The sequence below is a fragment of the Thalassobius sp. MITS945101 genome, from assembly GCF_047123305.1.
GTDB lineage: Bacteria > Pseudomonadota > Alphaproteobacteria > Rhodobacterales > Rhodobacteraceae > Thalassobius.
This window is the reverse complement of the sequence record NZ_CP138918.1, coordinates 653,527-670,131: the sequence shown is the minus strand read 5'-3', so window position 1 is coordinate 670,131 and position 16,605 is coordinate 653,527. Positions and strand designations below refer to the sequence as shown.

General features: G+C 59.4%; 20 protein-coding genes. 12 read left to right on the top strand and 8 right to left on the bottom strand.

The window, feature by feature from the left end; translation table 11 throughout:
• The first annotated feature begins 22 nt into the window (after positions 1-22).
• Genes SIC14_RS03490 through arsH form a run of 5 tightly spaced genes read left to right on the top strand, consistent with a single transcriptional unit; the run spans position 23 to position 2,832 of the window.
• Complete coding sequence (locus tag SIC14_RS03490) at positions 23-352, top strand: ArsR/SmtB family transcription factor (RefSeq protein ID WP_412564446.1); 330 nt, start codon at positions 23-25, stop codon at positions 350-352.
• Positions 353-379: 27 nt separating this feature from the next.
• On the top strand, positions 380-886 hold the full coding sequence (locus SIC14_RS03485) for an arsenate reductase ArsC (RefSeq protein ID WP_412564445.1): 507 nt from the start codon (positions 380-382) through the stop codon (positions 884-886).
• Positions 883-1,572: an aquaporin gene (locus SIC14_RS03480; protein ID WP_412564444.1), complete on the top strand. Its 690-nt coding sequence runs from the start codon at positions 883-885 to the stop codon at positions 1,570-1,572. Before SIC14_RS03485 ends, SIC14_RS03480 begins: the two co-directional genes overlap by 4 nt.
• On the top strand, positions 1,569-1,991 hold the full coding sequence (arsC, locus tag SIC14_RS03475) for an arsenate reductase (glutaredoxin) (protein WP_412564443.1): 423 nt from the start codon (positions 1,569-1,571) through the stop codon (positions 1,989-1,991). Before SIC14_RS03480 ends, arsC begins: the two co-directional genes overlap by 4 nt.
• Positions 1,984-2,832, top strand: a complete 849-nt coding sequence (gene arsH, locus SIC14_RS03470; RefSeq protein ID WP_412564442.1) for an arsenical resistance protein ArsH — start codon at positions 1,984-1,986, stop codon at positions 2,830-2,832. The genes arsC and arsH overlap by 8 nt, the downstream gene beginning before the upstream one ends.
• 60 nt (positions 2,833-2,892) lie before the next feature.
• Here arsH and SIC14_RS03465 read toward each other — a convergent pair whose 3' ends face one another.
• Complete coding sequence (locus tag SIC14_RS03465; RefSeq protein ID WP_412564441.1) at positions 2,893-3,735, bottom strand: PhzF family phenazine biosynthesis protein; 843 nt, start codon at positions 3,733-3,735, stop codon at positions 2,893-2,895.
• A gap of 126 nt (positions 3,736-3,861) precedes the next feature.
• Between SIC14_RS03465 and SIC14_RS03460 the strand changes: the two genes are divergently transcribed.
• The 3 genes from SIC14_RS03460 to SIC14_RS03450 all read left to right on the top strand — a co-directional run bounded on the left by SIC14_RS03460 (position 3,862) and on the right by SIC14_RS03450 (position 6,762).
• The gene (locus tag SIC14_RS03460) at positions 3,862-4,320 is read left to right on the top strand and encodes an Lrp/AsnC family transcriptional regulator (RefSeq protein ID WP_412564440.1); all 459 of its coding nucleotides are present in this window, start codon (positions 3,862-3,864) and stop codon (positions 4,318-4,320) included.
• A complete protein-coding gene (locus SIC14_RS03455) occupies positions 4,317-4,637 on the top strand; it encodes a hypothetical protein (protein ID WP_412564439.1) in 321 nt (106 codons plus the stop codon). The genes SIC14_RS03460 and SIC14_RS03455 overlap by 4 nt, the downstream gene beginning before the upstream one ends.
• A gap of 100 nt (positions 4,638-4,737) precedes the next feature.
• Positions 4,738-6,762 carry an FAD-dependent oxidoreductase gene (locus SIC14_RS03450; protein WP_412564438.1) on the top strand — a complete coding sequence of 675 codons (2,025 nt, stop codon included), beginning with the start codon at positions 4,738-4,740 and terminating at the stop codon, positions 6,760-6,762.
• A gap of 317 nt (positions 6,763-7,079) precedes the next feature.
• Here SIC14_RS03450 and SIC14_RS03445 read toward each other — a convergent pair whose 3' ends face one another.
• The 3 genes from SIC14_RS03445 to SIC14_RS03435 all read right to left on the bottom strand — a co-directional run bounded on the left by SIC14_RS03445 (position 7,080) and on the right by SIC14_RS03435 (position 8,442).
• A complete protein-coding gene (locus SIC14_RS03445; protein ID WP_412564437.1) occupies positions 7,080-7,508 on the bottom strand; it encodes a GNAT family N-acetyltransferase in 429 nt (142 codons plus the stop codon).
• Positions 7,509-7,756: 248 nt separating this feature from the next.
• On the bottom strand, positions 7,757-8,101 hold the full coding sequence (locus tag SIC14_RS03440) for an antibiotic biosynthesis monooxygenase family protein (protein WP_412564436.1): 345 nt from the start codon (positions 8,099-8,101) through the stop codon (positions 7,757-7,759).
• A complete protein-coding gene (locus SIC14_RS03435) occupies positions 8,098-8,442 on the bottom strand; it encodes an NIPSNAP family protein (protein ID WP_412564435.1) in 345 nt (114 codons plus the stop codon). Before SIC14_RS03435 ends, SIC14_RS03440 begins: the two co-directional genes overlap by 4 nt.
• Positions 8,443-8,559: 117 nt before the next feature.
• On the opposite strand from SIC14_RS03435, the gene SIC14_RS03430 reads away from it, so the two are divergent.
• Together SIC14_RS03430 and SIC14_RS03425 are read left to right on the top strand one after the other, a co-directional pair.
• A complete protein-coding gene (locus SIC14_RS03430) occupies positions 8,560-9,243 on the top strand; it encodes an ArsR/SmtB family transcription factor (RefSeq protein ID WP_412564434.1) in 684 nt (227 codons plus the stop codon).
• A gap of 72 nt (positions 9,244-9,315) precedes the next feature.
• On the top strand, positions 9,316-10,227 hold the full coding sequence (locus SIC14_RS03425; protein ID WP_412564433.1) for an AEC family transporter: 912 nt from the start codon (positions 9,316-9,318) through the stop codon (positions 10,225-10,227).
• Here the strand turns inward: SIC14_RS03425 and SIC14_RS03420 are convergent.
• Positions 10,224-12,395, bottom strand: coding sequence for a hybrid sensor histidine kinase/response regulator (locus tag SIC14_RS03420; RefSeq protein ID WP_412564432.1), 2,172 nt, complete (start codon positions 12,393-12,395; stop codon positions 10,224-10,226). The genes SIC14_RS03425 and SIC14_RS03420 overlap by 4 nt on opposite strands.
• Before the next feature lie 194 nt (positions 12,396-12,589).
• Between SIC14_RS03420 and SIC14_RS03415 the strand changes: the two genes are divergently transcribed.
• A complete protein-coding gene (locus tag SIC14_RS03415; protein WP_412564431.1) occupies positions 12,590-13,501 on the top strand; it encodes a LysR family transcriptional regulator in 912 nt (303 codons plus the stop codon).
• A gap of 75 nt (positions 13,502-13,576) precedes the next feature.
• On the opposite strand, the gene SIC14_RS03410 is transcribed toward SIC14_RS03415, so the two are convergent.
• The 3 genes from SIC14_RS03410 to SIC14_RS03400 form a co-directional block, all read right to left on the bottom strand.
• The gene (locus tag SIC14_RS03410) at positions 13,577-14,002 is read right to left on the bottom strand and encodes a glyoxalase superfamily protein (RefSeq protein ID WP_412564430.1); all 426 of its coding nucleotides are present in this window, start codon (positions 14,000-14,002) and stop codon (positions 13,577-13,579) included.
• Positions 14,002-15,393 (bottom strand): MATE family efflux transporter, encoded by a 1,392-nt coding sequence (locus SIC14_RS03405; RefSeq protein WP_412564429.1) that lies wholly within the window; start codon positions 15,391-15,393, stop codon positions 14,002-14,004. Before SIC14_RS03405 ends, SIC14_RS03410 begins: the two co-directional genes overlap by 1 nt.
• Before the next feature lie 279 nt (positions 15,394-15,672).
• Complete coding sequence (locus SIC14_RS03400) at positions 15,673-15,903, bottom strand: cupin domain-containing protein (RefSeq protein WP_412564428.1); 231 nt, start codon at positions 15,901-15,903, stop codon at positions 15,673-15,675.
• 138 nt (positions 15,904-16,041) lie between these two features.
• On the opposite strand from SIC14_RS03400, the gene SIC14_RS03395 reads away from it, so the two are divergent.
• On the top strand, positions 16,042-16,503 hold the full coding sequence (locus tag SIC14_RS03395) for an Lrp/AsnC family transcriptional regulator (protein WP_412564427.1): 462 nt from the start codon (positions 16,042-16,044) through the stop codon (positions 16,501-16,503).
• The last annotated feature ends 102 nt before the right edge of the window (positions 16,504-16,605 follow it).

Here is a 16,605-nt window from a genome sequence, read left to right as displayed (position 1 = left end):
TCATATCAATAATTCATGAAATATGGATAAGATGACCGCTCTCGCCGCTTTCGCCGCCCTGTCCCAAGCCAACCGGCTGGATGCTTTCCGCCTGCTGATCAAAGCCGGCACAGAAGGCATGGCCGCCGGGGAAATTTCGGACGCCTTGGGGGTGAAGCAGAACACCATGTCGGCCAGCCTTTCAGTGCTGCATCAGGCCGGCTTGGTGCGCAACACGCGGGAAGGGCGCTCCATCCGGTATTTCGTGGATATGCAGGGGCTGCGCGGTTTGCTTGGCTTCCTGATGGAGGACTGTTGCGGCGGCAATCCCGATCTCTGCCGCCCAATACTGGATGACATTGCCTGCTGCTAAGCGGGCTCGAACAGAAGGATCCCTGTGATGGGTGACATCAAAAACGTGCTGGTGCTCTGCACTGGCAATTCCGCCCGCTCGGTTCTGGGGGAAGTGCTGATCAATGAATTGGGCAAGGGGCGTTTCCGCGCTTTTTCTGCCGGATCGCAGCCCACTGGCACGCCGAACCCATTTGCCGTCGAACTGCTCGACGGGCTTGGCTACGACACCTCCTATGTGCGTTCCAAAAGCTGGGATGAGTTTTCGGGCGAAGGCGCGGTGCAAATGGACTACGTCATCACCGTCTGTAGTTCCGCAGCTGGGGAAACCTGCCCCTATTGGGCTGGCGCACCTCTGTCTGCGCATTGGGGTATCCCTGATCCTACAGGGGCGGGCGAAACGGACGAAGAAAACCGCAGCGCCTTCCGGCTGGCCCATGTCCGCATGAAAGCCCGCGTTGAGGCGTTTCTGGCGCTGCCGCTGGAGGACATGGACACTGCCGCGCAGAAAAAGGCGCTGACCCAGATCGGCTCCGAATTGGAGGGGGCGGCATGAAACAGGATCTCCTCCGCCGTCTGATCGCCGAGGGTCTGGGCACCCTCCTGCTGGTTTGCACCGTTGTGGGTTCCGGCATCATGGCCGACAAGCTGACCGATGATGTGGCACTGGCGCTCTTGGGCAATACGATCCCGACAGGGGCCATTCTGGTGGTGCTGATCACGATTTTTGGTCCCATCTCTGGCGCGCATTTCAATCCAGCGGTGTCTCTGGTGATGGCGCTGCGGGGCGAATTGCGTTGGGCAGAACTGGCCCCCTATGTGGTGTTGCAAAGCGTTGGGGCTGTGCTGGGCAGCATGGTGGCGCATGGCATGTTTGATCTGTCGATCGTGCAATATTCCACCACCTCCCGCACGGGCGGGGCGCAGTGGTTTGCGGAAGGTGTTGCCACCTTTGGCCTGTTGATGACGATCCTTGGCGCGGTGCGGTTCCGCAGTGAAAGCGTTGCCGTCATGGTGGGTCTCTATATCACCGCCGCCTATTGGTTCACCGCCTCGACTTCTTTCGCCAATCCGGCGGTCACCATTGGCCGCGCCTTCACCGATACATTTGCCGGCATTGCACCTGTGGACGTGTCCAGTTTCATTCTGGCGCAGATCGCCGGGGCGTTGGTGGCGCTGGTGATCGCAGGTGTGCTGTTCACCCCTGCCACGGACGCCGAAACGGCAGAGGCAGAGGCATGAGTGTTGTCATCCACCACAACCCCGCCTGTGGCACCTCGCGCAATGTGCTGGAGATCATCCGCGCCAGTGGGGCCGAGCCGGTTGTGATCGATTATCTCAACACCGGCTGGACCCGTCCGCAATTGCTGGCGCTGTTTGCTGCGGCGGATCTGACGCCGCGTACGGCGCTGCGGACCAGCAAATCTCCCGCCAAAGAGCTGGGCCTGCTGGACCCTGCGGTGTCGGATGACGTGCTGCTCGATCACATGCTGGAACACCCCGTGCTGGTGAACCGGCCCATCGTCTGCACGCCAAAAGGTGTGAAGCTGTGCCGCCCGTCTGAGGCGGTGCTGGATCTCCTCGACCAACTGCCCAAAGGGCCGCTCTACAAAGAAGACGGGGAGATGATCTTGAACGAAAAAGGAGAGCGCGTTGACTGAAGCAACGACGGGCGCCACGACGGGCACCACGACCCCCAACATTCTGGATGAGAGCCTGCATCCGATTGACGAATCCAAGCTGTTCCCAGCGGAACGCGCCACGCATAAACCGCGGATCCTGTTGCTTTACGGATCGCTGCGGCAGCGCAGCTTTTCGCGGCTGATGGTGGAAGAGGCGGCGCGCATTCTGGAACGTTTGGGCTGTGAGACCCGTGTGTTCAACCCGTCCGGCCTGCCTTTGCCCGATGACGCTGAGGCGGACCATCCCAAGGTGCAGGAGTTGCGCGATCTGGTGATGTGGTCCGAAGGCATGGTCTGGTGTTCGCCGGAACGGCACGGCGCGATGACGGGCATCATGAAAACCCAGATCGACTGGATCCCACTGGCGCCCATTGGAGGCATACGACCGACACAGGGCAAGACTCTGGCGATCATGCAGGTCGAAGGCGGCTCGCAGAGTTTCAATACGGTGAACCAGCTGCGCATTCTGGGCCGCTGGATGCGGTTGATCACCATTCCGAACCAATCCTCCGTGGCCAAAGCCTGGGACGAGTTTGATGGCGACGATCGGATGAAACCGGGGCCGTTCTACAATCGCGTTGTCGATGTGATGGAAGAGCTGACCAAGTTCACCCTGCTCACGCGCTCGCAGGCGGGTTATCTGGTGGATCGCTACTCGGAGCGGGTGGAGAGCCTGGAGAAACTGTCACAGCGGGTGAATATGCCCAAAGCGGTGGCCGCAGAAACAGCGGTGCCTGCAGCAAAGGTTGAAGTGGCAGAGAACCCTAAGGCCAGCAGCTGTTGCACACCGAAACCTGCGACCAGCGGCAAATGTTGTTAAGCTATGAAAGGGCGGTCCGGTTGGGCCGCCCTTTGTTTTTCGGGGTTGGGTTTTTCGAGGTTAGCCCCGCATGTCCCGCGCTGTGCCGGTGACCTGCACCGACGATCCGGCCTCGTCACTCAAGCTGACATGGATCCGCGACGGCGCGCCCATGTCTTCACCCTGATGCAGAGTGAAACTGCCCCCGTGTGGCCACCCAACTTCACGCAGACGTCCGGCAAACGCCGCCGCCGCCGCGCCGGTTGCGGGGTCTTCCAGCACGCCGCCCGAGGCAAAGGCGTTGCGCACGTCAAACACGCGGTCTTCGCGGATGTAGACCAGCATCACTGTCACGATGCCATACCGGTTCATCATCTCACGGCCCACATCCAGATCATAGGACATGGCGGCCAGCGTGGCGCGGCTGCGCAGCGGCAGCAGGAAATGATCTGCCCCGCCGTGGATGAACGCGGGCTGCAAACGGCTGTCCAGATCCGCCTCGGTCAATCCAAAGAGGCCTAGCGCATCGCGCAGTTCCTCGGGGTGTAGGTCGCGGCTGCGGGTTGGGGGGGAGGCCAGCGTTGCGGTCATGCCGACGTCGGTGGGGGTGGCTTCGACACTAATCTCCGCTTCATTCAGGCGCAGCTGATATCGCCCAGCCCCAGCGTGTTGGCCCAACACAGCACCCAGGGCGATGGTGGCATGGCCGCAAAACGGCACCTCGGACTCGGGCGAGAAATAGCGGGCCCGCCAATGATTCTGCGCATCGTCCACCGGCATGGCAAACACGGTTTCGGAATAATTCAGTTCCGCCGCAATCCGGCGCATCTCTGCCTCGCTGGGGTGGCTGTCGCCCATAACCACACCGGCGGGGTTGCCGCCTTTGTCACCTGTGCTGAAGGCGGCGATATGTTTGATGTCCATAATGAATACCCTTTCCAAGTTAACGGCAGGATAGGTTGGGAAAAGCCTGCTGTCCCCGTTGGAGTGAAAGGTGATTGAGGAAATTTCTTTCGGCATTGGGGGTAATGGTATGATAGTGCTTTCATCATGAAAGTCCTTGATCAAACCGACCGTGACATCATCGCCGTTCTGGCTGCCGACGCCCGTGCGCCGCTGGCGGAGATCGGCAAAACCGTGGGCCTGTCCGGCCCCGCAGTGGGCGAACGCCTGCGTCGCCTGCAGGAGGCGGGGGTGATCGAAGGCTTCACCGCCCGCATCGACCCCGAGGCGCTGGGCTACACGATGGAGGCCATCGTCCGCATCAAGCCCCGGTCGAAACAGATGCACGCCGTGGAAGAGATGATCCGACTGGAGCCACGCTTCACTGCCTGTGATCGGGTGACGGGGGAGGATTGTTTTGTGGCGCGGCTGATGTTGGTGAAGGTGGCAGAACTGGATGAGATCCTGCTGCCCCTGCATGAACGGGCGGAGACCCATACCTCGATTGTGAAATCTTCCCTGATCCGCAACCGTCTGCCGGACCTGGATCCCGAGAACAAAAAATGAAAAAAAGCGATGTTTATGCCTTGAGGAAGATCGGCTGGTCCACTTGGGATCCGATTGGCCTGCGCGACCTAGTTGATATCGACGACATTGAGAGCACCACCGATGCGCCAGTGGATGAATACGATACCTATTTGGTCAAAGCTTTTGGGATGTTGCAAAACGGAGCGACGCGGCTTGAGGCCGAACGGTACCTTGCCTCCGTCGTGGAGGTTCACATGGGGTTGGGGACGGCAGATGCCACGTCGGTCAAGTTGACTGTGTTGGCTTTAGAAAAGCTTGTGCGTGAAAAAGGCGCGCAGTCGACGGACGACTCGTAAAGGTGACGTAGCAACCCCTTACGTCAATCTTACGCGGCGTCCGACGTGACTTTGACCGCGTGCCGTGGCCAACTGGCCGGCAACCGCAGGGAGGCACGCCATGTCAGATTATCCGCACCTACTTGCCCCGTTGGATCTGGGCTTCACCACATTGAAAAACCGCGTCCTTATGGGCTCGATGCACACCGGGCTGGAGGAAACCAAGGACTGGCCGCGTGTGGCCGAGTTCTATGCCGCCCGCGCCCGTGGCGGTGTGGCGCTGATGGTGACAGGGGGCATTGGCCCGAACCTTGAGGGATCGGTGCTGCCCGGTGCGGCGATGATGACCAAGGATCAGGATGTGGAAAACCACTCCGTCATCACCAAGGCGGTGCATGATGCTGGCGGCAAGATCGCCATGCAGATCCTGCACGCAGGCCGCTATGCCTATTCGCCGAAATGTGTGGCGCCCAGCCCGGTGAAATCGCCGATCTCACCTTTCCCGCCACAAGAGCTGGATGAAGAGGGGATCGAGAAGCAGATCGCCGATATCGTCAACGCCGCTGCGCTGGCCCAGAAGGCGGGCTATGATGGTGTCGAGATTATGGGGTCCGAGGGCTACTTCCTGAACCAGTTCCTTGTCACCCATACCAACAAACGCGAAGACCGCTGGGGCGGATCTTATGAAAACCGGATGCGCCTGCCCATTGAGGTGGTGCGCCGTACACGTGAAGCCGTGGGCGAGAAGTTTATCATCATCTACCGACTGTCGATGATCGATCTGGTGCCCAATGGCTCCACCCACGAAGAGGTGGTGGAACTGGCGCAGGCGGTAGAGCAGGCTGGCGCCACCATCATCAACACCGGCATTGGCTGGCATGAGGCGCGGGTGCCGACCATCGCCACCTCAGTGCCGCGCCGCGCCTTTGCCTGGGTGACCAAGAAACTGATGGGCAAGGTGGGCATTCCGGTCATCACCTCGAACCGGATCAACATGCCCGATGTGGCCGAAGATGTGCTGGCCGAAGGCTGCGCTGATATGGTCTCGATGGCGCGGCCATTGCTGGCGGACGCGGATTTTGTGGTCAAGGCCGAGACGGGCAAAGCCGCCCAGATCGCCCCCTGCATCGGCTGCAATCAAGCCTGTCTGGACCACACCTTCAGCGGTAAGTTGACTTCTTGCCTTGTCAATCCTCGCGCCTGTCATGAAACCGAACTGGCGATCACCCCCACCGAGGCGGTGAAATCCATTGGCATCGTTGGTGCAGGCCCAGCGGGGCTGTCAGCGGCGATGACAGCAGCGGAACGAGGCCATGACGTGACCCTGTTTGACCGTGCCAACCGGGTGGGCGGGCAGCTGAACATGGCGCGGCAGGTGCCCGGCAAGGAAGAGTTCCACGGGCTGGTCGACTGGTTTGAGGAAATGGTCGCCGCGGCGGGTGTCACTGTGAAACTGGGTGTGGAGGCTGATGTCGACGACCTGAAAGGCTTTGACGAGGTGATTATCGCCACCGGCGTGGTGCCGCGCGATCCCGGTATTCCCGGACAGGACCGCGCCAATGTGCTGAGCTATATCGACGTGCTGCGCGACAAGACCGAGGTGGGTCAGAAGGTGGCTGTGATCGGGGCTGGCGGCATCGGCTTTGACGTGACGGAGTATCTGGTAACCGGCGACAGCCCAACGCTGGACCTGCCGGAATGGATGAAAGAATGGGGGGTTGGTGATCCGGAACAGACCCGTGGCGGTCTGGCCGAAGCCGGTCCGCAGCCCGAGGCCCCCACCCGTCAGGTAACCTTGATGCAGCGTAAAGCCAAGGCGCTAGGCAAAGGACTGGGCAAAACCACCGGCTGGATCCACCGCGTGGCGCTCAAGATGAAAGAGGTCGAGATGATCGGCGGCGTTAACTACGAGCGCATCGACGATGCGGGGCTGCACATCAGCTTTGGCGAAGCGCGCGAAAACCCGCGTGTGATCGAATGTGACACTGTGGTGCTCTGCGCCGGTCAGATCAGCGACCGTTCGCTGGCGGATGCTTTGGAGGCCGAAGGGGTAACCTGCCACGTGATCGGCGGCGCCGATGTGGCAGCAGAGCTGGATGCGAAGCGGGCGATCAATCAGGGCACCCGACTGGCGGCTTCGCTGTAACTCTGATCGGGGAGGGGGCGTTGCCCCCTTGGCCTGTCGGCCAATTCCCCCAGAGTAGTTTTGGCAAGATGAAAGGGGGCTGGTTGGGCCCCTTTTCGCGTGTTTTGCAGTTGGAACGGCAGATCGGAAAACCGGGAAGGGTACGCTTGAATAGACGCTGATGGCAGCCGATGGCACCCTGCCGCGGAGGAGACTTCAATCTTTGAGCGCCCGATTGTGGAGCGTTTGGTGCGATGGCCCTACCGTGAAGCGGTGTTTCAGCGCAAAGTGCGACAGGCCTTAGGGCGACGGGGGCCTGATGGCCCCCGCCTGTTGCTTTAGTCTTGGGCGTAGCGCAGGTGCAAAACGGGCAGTCCGGAGAAGCCGTCGATCTTTTCCTCCAGCTCTTCAAAGCCGTAGGTCGCGTAGAAGCGGCGTCCGATGGTATTGTCGCGGAACACCTCGAGCTCCAGAACCGGATGGCTTTGGGCGGCGTGGTCCATCAGGGCCTTGCCGAGACCGCGGCCGTGATAGGCCGGGTCCAGAAACAGCCCACCCACCTGATGGCCAAGAAGTGCGATGAAGCCCATAACCTGCCCGTCTTGTTCTAGGACGGCAGTCTCTGCCATCGGCAGGAAGGTGTTGCGGATCAGCGCGTCGGCCTTGGCGATCAGATCATTGCTGAGAAACGGATGGGCCAGGGCGCTGGCCTTGTGCCAGGCCTGCATAACGGCGTCAGTGTCGGTTGCGGTAAATGCTCGGATCATTGTTGATCTTGCTTTCATGTCTGTTGCCTCTGTTCGAGGCGAAGTTGAGAAAGGCCACGCGCCAACCTCCTGCCAGATGGGCAGGGCTTAGGTGTCAAACGTGGGGGGCAGCTGGTGGATCGCACCTGTGATCCATCAACGGATCACTTCAAAGCTGCCATGTCTCAACGGGACATAAAATCTCCGGGTTACGGTAGGTCTGATCTACGGCACTGGCGTTGGGCGGGCAAGGTCTGCCCGCCAGATCCTTAGCCATGTGTGGCTTGCGAGTCACCGGGGGCCTCAGCCCGGTCATCCATACCGTAATCGCGGGCCACCTCGGCGACCCGCAGGCGATAGCCCGCAAAAATACCTGCACGGCCTTTGGATTGCGCCACGCGGTGTTCGGCCAAGGCGCGCCAGTCTTGCACTGCCGCCTCATCCCGCCAGAAGGAAAGCGACAAGAGCTTGCCCGGCTGGTTGAGGCTTTCGAACCGTTCGACCGAAAGGAAGCCGTCGATCTGTTGCAGCAGGGGCTTCAGCTCAGCGGCGATATCCAGATAGGCATCGCGCTGGCCATCAGCGATTTCGACCTCAAAGATGACAGCGATCATGGGCGGGCTCCTTTTGGGCTGGCGGGGGGGCTGTGGGGTGCAGAGGCCAGTTTCAGGAAGGTGCGGTCTTCGCGCAAGATGAACTTCTCGCGTTGGGCAAATTCATAGTTCTCTTGGCCCAAGGGGTCGGCGGCCAGGCGGGTGCGGTAGGCCTCATAAGCGGCCAGGCTGTCGATGTTGTAAATCCCGTAAGCAAGGGTCGAGGAGCCCTCGTGTGGGGCGTAGTAACCGATCAGCTCGGCGCCGTTGCGCGGGATCGCTTGCCCCCAGTTCTGCGCATAGCGTTCGAACTGGGTCTTCTTGGTTGGGTCGATCTGGTAGCGGATAATGCAGGTCAGCATGGTAGGTCCTTTCTGATATGGCCCCTTCCTAGTGGTTAGTTTGGCGTTTATGCTTCGGTCTGTGACGAACTGTGCGGTGCAATGTTGTGCCACGAGAGATACACAGGGGAGATACCGATGAAGGATGGACCTGATATTGCCCGCGTGGCTGCGCTGATCGGGGATCCGGCGCGGGCAAATATGTTGGCGGCCCTGATGAGTGGCAAAGCCCTGACCGCCAGTGAACTGGCACAGGAGGCAGGGGTGCAGGGGGCCACGGCCTCGGCCCATCTGGCGAAGCTTGAAGCGGGTGGGCTGGTCAGTCCGCGCAAATCGGGGCGGCATAAGTATTTCACACTGGCGGGGGAAGAGGTCGCTGGTGTGTTGGAGGCTCTGATGGGGCTGGCGGCGGGGAAGGGACATCTGCGCACCCGCACGGGACCAAAGGACCAAGCGCTGCGGCGGGCCCGGGTCTGTTACAACCATTTGGCTGGCGAAATGGGGGTACAGATGTATCGCAGCCTGGTGGCGAATGGGGTGCTTGTTGGGCCGGATCTGGAGGTCAGCGGACAGGGACGTGCGTTCCTGCGTGAACTGGGGTTGGATCTGGAGGATCTGCCCAAAAGCCGCGCACCGCTGTGCAAAGAATGCCTAGACTGGAGTGCGCGTGAGTCTCATCTGGCCGGACGCTTGGGGCGCGGGTTGCTGACGCATTTCACCACAACCGGCTGGGCCCGTAGGCAAGAGGGCAGCCGTGTGGTGCAGTTCAATCCGGAAGGCTTGCGGCAGTTTGAACGGCACTTTGGCCGGAGCGACAACTAGCATGCATGCACCCGGCGAATTTCCTTGCAGCCCGCGTGGCCTTGCCCCTAGATCGGCGCAGAGGGGCTGAGAATGGTTTTTATCACGATCCTGCTGGGGCTATTGCCCAGTTTCCTGATGGTTGGTCTGGGCGGGCTGATCCGCAAACGGCTGTCGGTAAACGCCTGGCAGGGGCTGGATCGGCTGAACTTTGAGATCCTGTTTCCAGCGCTGATCTTTGTGGCCGCCTCCTCGCGTCCGATTGAGCTGCGCGACATTGCCTCGATCGGGCCACTGGTCTGGGCGATCTTACTGCTGGGTCTGGCCGCGGGCTATCTGGCGCGTGGGTTTGGACCGGATCGCTTTGTGGATTTTGCCGGCGCCTGGCAGGTGGCCTGGCGGTTTAACACCGCAATGGCCTTTGTCGCTGTGGCGACATTGACCGCGCCGCCGCTGGGGGAACTGGCTGTGGCGGTGGGGCTGGCGATCCCGATGGCGAACCTTTTTGCGGTCACCGCCCTGTCGCGCGGCAGCGGGTCGTTGCGGGCCACCGTTGCCAAAGTGGCGACAAACCCCTTCCTGATCGCTTCGATCTCGGGCGTCATTGTGGGGTTGAGCGGAGTTCAGATCCCGGCTGTGATGATGGCACCGCTAGAGATGCTGTCCCAGGCCGCGATCCCAGTGGCGCTGATTTCGGTGGGCGCAACGATGAACTGGGGCGCCTTGGCGCGGCTCAACCGGTTCACCGGCATCATCGTTGCGACCAAGCTGCTGCTGCTGCCGGTCTTTGCCTTCAGTATGGCGACATTTCTGTCCCTTGAGCCCGCAATTGCCGCCACTTTGGTGCTGTTTGCGGCCCTGCCCACGGCGTCGGCGGCGCATGTTCTGGCGGGCGGTTTTGGCGCAGATCGTGAATTGTCGGCAACGTTGGTGGCGCAGACAACCCTGTTGAGCGCCCTGACCCTGCCGGTCTGGATCACCGTGATCGAGGTTTGGATTTTTTAGGTTTTTGGTGGGCCTAAGCTTTCGATCGCCTTTTTCAAGTCGTCATATTTGATCGGTTTCAACATCCAATCGTTCATTCCTGACAGATTGAACTGCTCCTCGTTTTCTTTTTCGATGTTGGCCGTCACCGCCAAGATTGGCATCGCCGGGCGTTCGCACTCTTCTTCTTGCAAACGGATCGCCCGCGCGAGAGCGAAGCCTGACATTTCGGGCATTTGGACATCTGTGATCAGAAGATCGAATTGCCCGGCGCGCCATTGCAACAGCGCCTCTCGGCCGTTGGACGCGGTGACCGCATGGTGGCCCAGCAGCTTTAATTGCGACTGAAGCACATGCAAGTTGATCGCATTGTCGTCGACCACCAGAATATTTCTGCTTTGAAAGCCCGAGAGGGGTGCAACAGTTTTGCGTGGCGGCGCATCTTGTTGCCAGGGCGGTCGCGGCACCTCGCGCCCGGCCAATTCCGCGATTGCCGAGTAGAAATCGTTACGGATCATCGGCATGACTGGGAAGATGAAAGAACCGCTGCTCATTCGTCTGATCAGCACGCTTCTGTCTGTTGTACAACGAATGACACCAGCGCGCGGGTGCTTTGAGCGAATCTCGCCTTCGATGCGGTCAAACTCTGCTGGAGTTGTTGGCAGTAAGAGGAAGATCGGGCCGTCATCTTTCCCGGCGGGTAGATCGGGCAGATCATTGAGGTCTTCGGCTAGGTGCCAAGTGGCGCCGGCATTTCCAACAACAATATCCAAGCCTTTTTCGAGTGCCGGGACGGAAGGGCCGATAAAGTAAACGGTGAGGCCGCTGAGATCTGGCAACAATGTTGGTGTAGGCACTGGAATAAGCGGAAGGCTGATTGTGATTGTCGTACCTTCCCCCTCATCGCTTTGTGCAGAGAATGTGCCCTGCATCAGATTGACCAGCCTTGTCGTGATCGCCATGCCCAGACCGGTGCCGCGGATTGAGGAAAATAGCGTCTCGCGCCCCTGAACATAGGGATCACAGAAGGTGGCAACCAAGTCTTCGCTCATGCCGATGCCATTGTCTGTAACTTTGAATGAAAGGGTATCTGGACCATCCGTGGTCGCAAAAAGGACAACATCCCCCGGCCGGTTTGTCAGCGAAGAGGCCGAGTATTTGACCGCGTTGCTCAGAACGTTCAATAGAATTTGCCGAAGACGAACGGCGTCAACCTCAATGTAGTCTGGGATTTTGGGGTCCAGAAACAAGCGGATTGCTACCCCGTGTGAGGAACAAAGCGGAATCAACGTTTGCGCCACCTGTTCCACCAAGTCGGCAATCTCAGTCTTGGTTGGAACGATGTCCAGTTTGTCAGCGTCGATTTTACTGGCATCAAGAACATCATCAATAATGCGCAGAAGAGACATTGCCGATTCCCGGATCGTCGACATTGAACGCTGCTGGTTGGGCTGGATCCCAGAGTGTTCCAAAACATCTAAGGTGCCAATGATCCCGTTCATTGGCGTGCGAATCTCATGGCTCATATTGGCCAGAAATTTGTTGCGAGCCTTGTAGGCAGATTGTGCCTCAACAAGCGCGGACCGCACTTCATCCCCCGACTCCTTAAGGTGGTAGGCCAAATAGGCCAATTGGGAAACAATGAGCACTGTCACGGTCAGGAAGATGCCAAACTGGATGTGCTGAGCCGAACCGTTTGGCTGGCGTTGCTGAATGCCGATAACCTCGCCAAGGCCGTAAGAGGCATCAAGGAATGCCAAGATCGCTGACACCAGAATATAGCACAGAGAAATTGCAAGCTGCTGTCGTTCTTCTTTCACTGCGAAGACCAAAAACGGGAATCCCATAAGAATGAAGAACGTGACCTCGTGCGACGTTTGGCCTGCGTAAAACAATGAAATCAGTGTCACCAAGGTGGTCGAACTGAGCAACCATGTCATCCGCGCGAGCCTGTCGGAACCTAATCGGAACAGCGTCAAGGCAACAAGACTTGGTGGTAGGAAGCCAAGAACCAAAACGGCGCAGACCACTTCACCCAAAAAGAGGAGAAGCACCGTCCAGGGAATGACCAAGAAGATTGTCAGGTAGACAGCATTTTTGCCCAGCAAGACGTGCTTGCTAAATGCGATATCTTCTCTCAGCTCGAATGGAGTCGAGCTTGTAATTCGTGTTTTTAAATCGCCGTTCACAACAATTTTTTCTTAGGGGTCTGAGTCCGGAAAAGGGTATGTCGGATGAATATTTTGTCAATTGAAATATATAACACTGCCATAGGGGTTCCGCAGTATGAACCACACAAAGCCGCCTCGTTGCCCTGATCTTGCCTGATTTGCAGCGGATATCTGTTTCTGAATTCGAAACGATCACGCAGAGGATGCGCATAATGGACCGCCTGACCGAAATGGAAGCTTTTGCCACCGTGGTGGATCAAGGTGGCTTCACCGATGCCGCCCGCAAGATGGGGATTTCCAAATCGGCTGTGTCCAAACACGTGTCGAGCCTGGAGCACCGTCTGGGCGCCCGCCTGCTGAACCGCACCACCCGCCGTGTGTCGCCGACCGAGATCGGTCTGGCCTATTACGACCGCGCCCGCCGTGTGTTGAATGATGCCGGTGAAGCGGATGCTCTGGTGACCTCGATGCAATCGGCGCCTTCGGGCATGCTGCGGATTTCCGTGGCGACGGACTTTGGTGTGAACCACCTCAGCCCGGTGCTGGGTGAGTTCCTGTCGGATTTCCCGGACATCGCCGTCAACATGGTGCTGAACAACCGGTATGTGGAGCTGATCTCGGAAGGGTTTGATATGGCGATCCGCATCGGAGAGCTGGAGGACAGCACCCTGCGCGCCCGCAAATTGACCGAGACGACGAAGCGCATGATCGCGGCGCCGTCCTATTTCGAAAAACACGGCCGCCCGCAGAAGATCGACGATCTGAACGAACACAAGCTGCTGCACTATTCCAATCAGTCGGCGGGCAATGTCTGGAAACTGACGGCGCCTTCGGGTGAAAAACGTCAGGTTCGCACCGCCGGTGGGCTGAGTGTGAATGACGGCCAGTCGCTGCTGAACGCCGCTGTCTCCGGTCTAGGGATCGCCTACCTGCCCAGCTACCTCTATGCAGATGCGATGAAGGATGGGCTGGTTGAAGATGTGATCCCCGAACTGCCGATGGAGACCCAGGGCATCTACGCCGTATACCCGCCGGGCCGATTCACCCAGCCCAAGGTCCGCGCCTTCATCGACTTCCTGGTGCATGAATTTGCCGACAAAGGTCCGCTGAACTGGACCAACTGACCCAAGTTTTCCTCCCCCTGCGCGTTCCAATCAACGCATTGGCCGAAGTGATCTCCCTCACTTCGGCTGTTTTTGTTAAAGGTCGATCACCAAATGTGGCTCACCGTTTGAGGTACGCTCGCGGCTGTGGCCTTTGGGGCCGATGGTGCCGCGCAAGCGCTTCCTGAACGAGGAAAAACTGTCAAATCGCACCACATCCACCGGTTCCGCCAGCTCCAGTTTTACGGACACCCAGCCGTGGGGAACCTGCTTGGCCGCAAGGACCTTGGCGACAAAGCACTGCCCCAGATATCGGCCCGACACCTGCCCGCCGACCTTGATACGCAATGGCGCTTCCGGGGCGAGCGCGGCGCTGAGGCTGTTCCAGTTGCGATGACCGCAGGCCTGGGCCAGATGTTCCAGGGCTTGACTGTGGCTCAATTGCTGGCCTCTTGCTGCATGGTCCGCGCGCAGGCGTTTGGCCGTGGCTTTGGCATGGGCCAGATCCGTTGGCATGTCCATCAGACCACCCCTTCGCTGCGGGGGTGGAACAGGCCAAGGCGTAGGGACCGGCGCCGGGCCACCTGCATCAGGACCAGGGAGGTTAAGGCCAGCAGCAACAGTTCCGCCGCCGGGGCCGCAATCCAGATCCCGGCCTCACCCAACATAAGCGCCAGCCCAAAGGTCAGCGGAATGGCAAAGAGATAGGGTTTGCTGAGGCCAAGAATTGCCGCGCGGGTCGCGTCCCCAATGGCTTGGAAATGCGCGGAAACAATGATCATCGGACCGGCCAAGAAGAACAGCAGCATGATGATCGGCATGATACGCGCCACTTCGGCAATCACCATGGCATCGGTGACAAACCAGCCCGCAATCGCCGCAGGAAACAGCGAGAGGATTGCCTGCACCGCTGCGCTGTAAATCAGCGCCGCCCAAAGAGCGACCTGGGCGCTTTGGTCACTGCGGTGATAATGTGCGGCGCCGAAATTGTTCCCGGTGATGGTCTGCATGGCATAGGACAGGCCCAACAGCGGCAGGATCGCAAAGGTGAACAGTCGGGTGAGAATGCCATAGGCGGTCATTGTGGCCTGATAATCCACACTTTCTACCAGCTGAAGCGCTGCCACGATGGAGGCAGAGCCAAGCGCGACGCCGATGAAGTTCAGGCTTTGCGGCGCACCAAGGGCCAGAATGCGGCGCCAGCTTGTGACCCCCATATGGCTAAGGATCACCGCCGGGCGCAGCAGCGTTTTCCCATGCAGGCGGAACCCCAACACGATCCACAGCGCCACGATCTGCGCCAGCACCGTGCCATAAGCGGAGCCCGCCACCCCCATGTTCAACTGGCCAATCAGCAGGTAGTTGAACAGGATATTGGCCAGCGACACAAACAGGCTGAGTGCGGCCATAAAGCCAACCCGCCCCTCATTGCGCAGTGCGTCACTGTTGATCGACAGGGCGAAAAACAGCGGCGCAGAATAGAGAATGATTTCGATGTAGGTTTGACCAATGGCCGCCAGCGTCGGCGAACCGCCCGCTGCCAGCAGCGCCAGATCGGCGCCCACCAGCAGATAAATTGCCATCAGCACCAGTGCGATGCCCACCGCCAGCCCATGCGATTCGGCAAAGACCCGACGGGCAGCCTCAAATTCTTCGGCGCCCAGACGGCGGGCCAGAATGCTGGACATGCCGTTGGACACAAGGGTGCCAAGGGCGATGATCAGCATGTAAAGCGGGAACATCAAGGTCACGGCCGCCAGCGCCTCGGGGCCAACGTAGTGCCCTAGAAACAGCGCATCCGCCACCGAGAGCAATCCGCTCATCGTCATGACAAAAATGATCGGCAGCGCGGTTTTCAGATAGATTACGCCCAACGGTCCCTGCGTAAACTGATTTTCGGTAGGTGACTCCATCACACCTATCTCCTTTGAAAACGTATATCGTGTTTTGAACGGAGCCCGCGTTGCCATCCATGCGATATGCGAAGGAAGTGACAGGTCTATGGTCGTCTACAGAACTTCACCGGGACATTTGTCTGCGGGCGGCAGGCGTCTGTGGCCTGCCGTTTGCTAGGCGTTTGCACCGGGGTGTGTCAACACGCTGCTGGCCAAAAGCGCTGATGTGATCCGATTTGCGCAACAATTGTGTATTTGCCGCACCGGTACGCTGCGCAGCATGGCGGTGTGGCAGATCTAAACGCTGCCCGCCTTTTCGATTACCAATACGCGGGCCGGACCAATGGGATGGGCGACATGTGCATCGCCGCTTTCGGCGTGGAAGATCTCGCCGGCTTTCGGCGGCAGAACGGATTCCTCGCCGTTGTCTCGAATATGCATGTCGACCTGTCCGTCCAGCACCACAAACACCTCTGGCCCGTCATTCACGTGCCATTTGTAGGGCTGATCCGTCCAATGCAGCCGCACGGTGGCCCCGGCGATCTATTCGATGTCCAACGCCGCCCAGGCCTGCGTGGGGGTGAAGTCATTTGGCACAATTTTCCGCATTTCTACGCTCCTGTCTGATTGAGGATCAGGCTATGCAGTGGCCAGGCGCAGCGCCAGTTGCGGAGCGTCGCCATTGCCCTGCGGATCGACGGAAAGGCCCTTTTGATGGAATTGGATCAGACCAACTTGCGTATCCTGTCCCTACTGGAAAAAGACGCCCGTTTGGCCACGGCCGAGATTGCGCGGCAGGTGAACCTGTCCCGTCCCGCCGTGCAGGAGAGGATTGCACGGATGGAGGCCAGCGGCGTTATCGCGGGCTACCGTGTTCAGATCGGACAGGTGGGCGGTGTCCGGGCGCTGGTGTTTGTCCGGATTGCCGACCGGCCCTGTGATCCGGCGCTGCAGTTTCTGGCCGCCCAGGAGGGTGTGGTCGAGGTGGTCTCGCTTTCTGGGGAGCTGGACGCGGTGGTGCGTGTCTCGCTGCCCACGGTTGAAGCACTGGCGGATCTGAATGAGGTGATTGGCAGCGCGGATCTGATCGCAGAGGCCCGATCGCAGGTGATCCTGCGGGTTCTTTGATCTGTCTAAACAAGTTGTTGAAGCTATAGCCACTAGATATTCTATTCAAAATGACATGACGATTCGAAAGGAAACGACAGTCACAGGACCGCTATCTGCAGG